The following is a 1,104-nucleotide window of genomic DNA, read 5'->3' as shown; positions in this document are numbered from 1 at the left end:
CGCCGCCGCCCGGCGGCGGGCCATCGACGCCTACCGACGCCGCTCCGCCCTCGACCGGCGATACGCCACTCTTGCCGGTGAACTGTCGGAAGGCGAAGCACACTCGGGAACGGAACCCCCGCCGGACCGGGCGGACGACCTGCCATGGGATCCCGACCGCATCGACGACGACGTCCTCGCGCTGATCTTCATCGCCTGCCACCCCGTACTCTCACCCGAAGCCCGCGTCGCCCTGACCCTGCGCACGGTCGGCGGCCTGTCCACCGAGGAGATCGCCCGGGCCTTCCTCGTACCCGTCCCCACCCTCCAGGCCCGCATCACCCGGGCGAAGAAGACGATCGCCGCGGCAGGAGTGCCCTTCGAGCTGCCGCCCCCCGAGGAACGGCGCCAGCGGCTCGGCGGTGTCCTCAGCGTGCTCTACGTGATCTTCACGGAAGGATCAACCGCGACCAGCGGCGACCAGTTGCTGCGCGCCGACCTCGCGTACGAGGCCATCCGCCTCGCCCGCACCCTGGCCGCTCTGCTGCCCGACGAACCCGAAGTCCACGGAGCGCTCGCCCTGTTCGAGCTCACCGCCGCACGCTTCCCCGCACGCACCACACCCGACGGCGAACCCGTACTCCTCGAAGACCAGGACCGGCGCCTGTGGGACCGGGCCGCGATCCGCCGCGGCCAAGCCGCCCTCAACCGCGCCTCGGCTCTCGGGAAGGGTCTCGGACCGTACGGGCTGCAGGCAGCCATCGCCGCCTGCCACGCATCAGCGGTTTCGGTACGAGAGACCGACTGGGAGCTCGTCGTCCTCCTCTACGAAGCGCTCGGCCGCGTCGCGCCCTCACCCGTCGTCGAGCTCAACCGCGCCGTCGCCGTCGCGATGGCCCAGGGGCCGCAGCAAGCGCTCGCCATCGTGGACGAGCTGGCCGACTCCGGCCGCCTGTCGGGGTCCTACCTCCTCCCGAGCGTACGCGGCGAACTCCTCGCCCGACTCGGCCGGACCAGCCAAGCCAGGGCCGAACTCCAAGACGCCGCACGGCTCTGCCCCAACATCCGCGAACGGTCGGTACTCCTCCGCAAGGCGGCCGCGCTCGACCCGGGCGGCCGCCCGGG

1 protein-coding gene is annotated in these 1,104 nt (G+C 72.5%); it reads left to right on the top strand.

Annotation, left to right across the window (positions count from 1 at the left end):
• Window positions 1-1,104: RNA polymerase sigma factor (locus AOK16_RS24830; RefSeq protein ID WP_107098449.1), on the top strand; the 1,104-nt coding region annotated here is incomplete at both ends.

It is taken from the genome of Streptomyces pathocidini (genome assembly GCF_001418495.1).
Lineage (GTDB): Bacteria > Actinomycetota > Actinomycetes > Streptomycetales > Streptomycetaceae > Streptomyces > Streptomyces pathocidini.
Note: the sequence above shows the minus strand (reverse complement) of the source record. Positions and strands in the feature narration are given on the sequence as shown.